Here is a 1,416-nt window from a genome sequence, read left to right as displayed (position 1 = left end):
CCTGCCCAGCGGCCAGGCCGTCGCCCGCCGGCTGTGCGCCCGGCACGTCGACCAGGCCGCTGTCGCCGCGATCGCCACCGGCGTCGACTGGACCGAGCCCGCCGACCAGATCATCGCCGACGAGCGCACCGTGCCGCTGCGTCCCGGCATGGCCGTCTGGGACTGGTGCGGCCACGACATCGCCTGCCGGCCCGAGGCGTACCCACGCCCGGACTCGCCCATCTGGTAACGCCGCGCGGGCGGCCCCCACGCCCTACCAAAGCTCGGGGCCGCCCGCCACTCCCTGTTCCCATCCGCATCAGACGAGAGGAGCACCCCCATGGTGCCCCACCTGGACGCTGAGATCACCACCGTGCGCGCCGAGCTGGCCCGCGTCGACCCGAAAGCGGGCCATTTTTTGCAGGTCGCCGGAGTGCTGCTCGGTGCCGGCCTGGCCGTGCTCGCCGGCACCGGTGACCGGCTCGGCCCCCTGGCCCTGACTGCCGCGGCCGGCACCGCCGTGCTGGTCGGCGCCGCCCTGGTGCTGCTGGTCCTGGCCTGCCGGCCCCGCCTCGACGGCGGGGACTTCGGTTTCGTTGCCTTCGCCGACTCCGACGCCTACGAGATCCTGGCCCGCTACGACGACGGCGACCACCAGGACGTCGACGAGCTGATCGCCCTCGCTCGCGCCCGCGAGCTGTGCTGGCTGTCCCGGGCCGTACGCGCCAAATACGCGGCCATCAGCCGGGCGGTGCCCCTGCTGCTGGCCGGCTACGTCGGCGCCGCCCTGACCGCCGCCGCCGCGATCGGCGCTTGGTGACGGCGTGAGCCCCTTTCCCACCAGCGGGCGGCGCGGGCGGCCCCCATGCATCCCAGCCGAGGCCGCCCGCCACTCCCTTGATCCGTAACAGATGACAGGAGCCTGACCATGATGACCCACCAGCCGTTCGTTACAGGCGCGACTGATGAGTACCGCCTGGACATCGTCACTGATCCTGAGCCCGACAGCCCGCAGACTGTCGCCTACTTCATGGCGATCACGATGGACGCCGCGTGTCAGCAGGCCCAGCGGCTACTCGCCGCTGCGGACGGCCCGGACGACCGCTACGGCGAGTTGTACAACCACGACGGCGACGGCTCCGCCGTCTACTGCGACACCATCCACCTGCCCGCCGAATGAGCATCCACCATCCGCGGCCGGGCGGCCCGCAGGAGCGGGCCGCCCACGCGTGGATCCCCTTATCGCACAAGAATGTCTGGCTTGTCCGGGAATGCCCGCAGTTGCGGGGCGGGTCCATACAGGATATTGATAGATCCGGGCGTGTTGGGTCTACATCCAGCGCGCGGGTGGACGTAAGATCCACTGGTTATCACCAGACTTTGAGGGAGCGGTACCGCTCAACCCCTAACTCCAGACAGCAAGAGAGCCCCACACCC

General features: G+C 70.7%; 2 protein-coding genes and 1 pseudogene. All 3 read left to right on the top strand.

Going from position 1 to position 1,416, the window contains the following annotated elements; all coding sequences use genetic code 11:
• Nucleotides 1–229 (top strand): annotated as a pseudogene (locus K228_RS29105) (hypothetical protein); the annotation flags it as partial.
• Between the two features lie 90 nt (nt 230–319).
• On the top strand, nt 320–799 hold the full coding sequence (locus tag K228_RS0124990; RefSeq protein WP_025620796.1) for a Pycsar system effector family protein: 480 nt from the start codon (nt 320–322) through the stop codon (nt 797–799).
• Between the two features lie 108 nt (nt 800–907).
• The gene (locus K228_RS0124985) at nt 908–1,159 is read left to right on the top strand and encodes a hypothetical protein (RefSeq protein ID WP_025620795.1); all 252 of its coding nucleotides are present in this window, start codon (nt 908–910) and stop codon (nt 1,157–1,159) included.
• Nucleotides 1,160–1,416: the final 257 nt, after the last annotated feature.

It is taken from the genome of Salinispora cortesiana (genome assembly GCF_000484695.1).
GTDB lineage: Bacteria > Actinomycetota > Actinomycetes > Mycobacteriales > Micromonosporaceae > Micromonospora > Micromonospora cortesiana.
The sequence above is the reverse complement of the archived record's forward strand: the minus strand, read 5'-3'. Positions and strand labels throughout refer to the sequence as shown.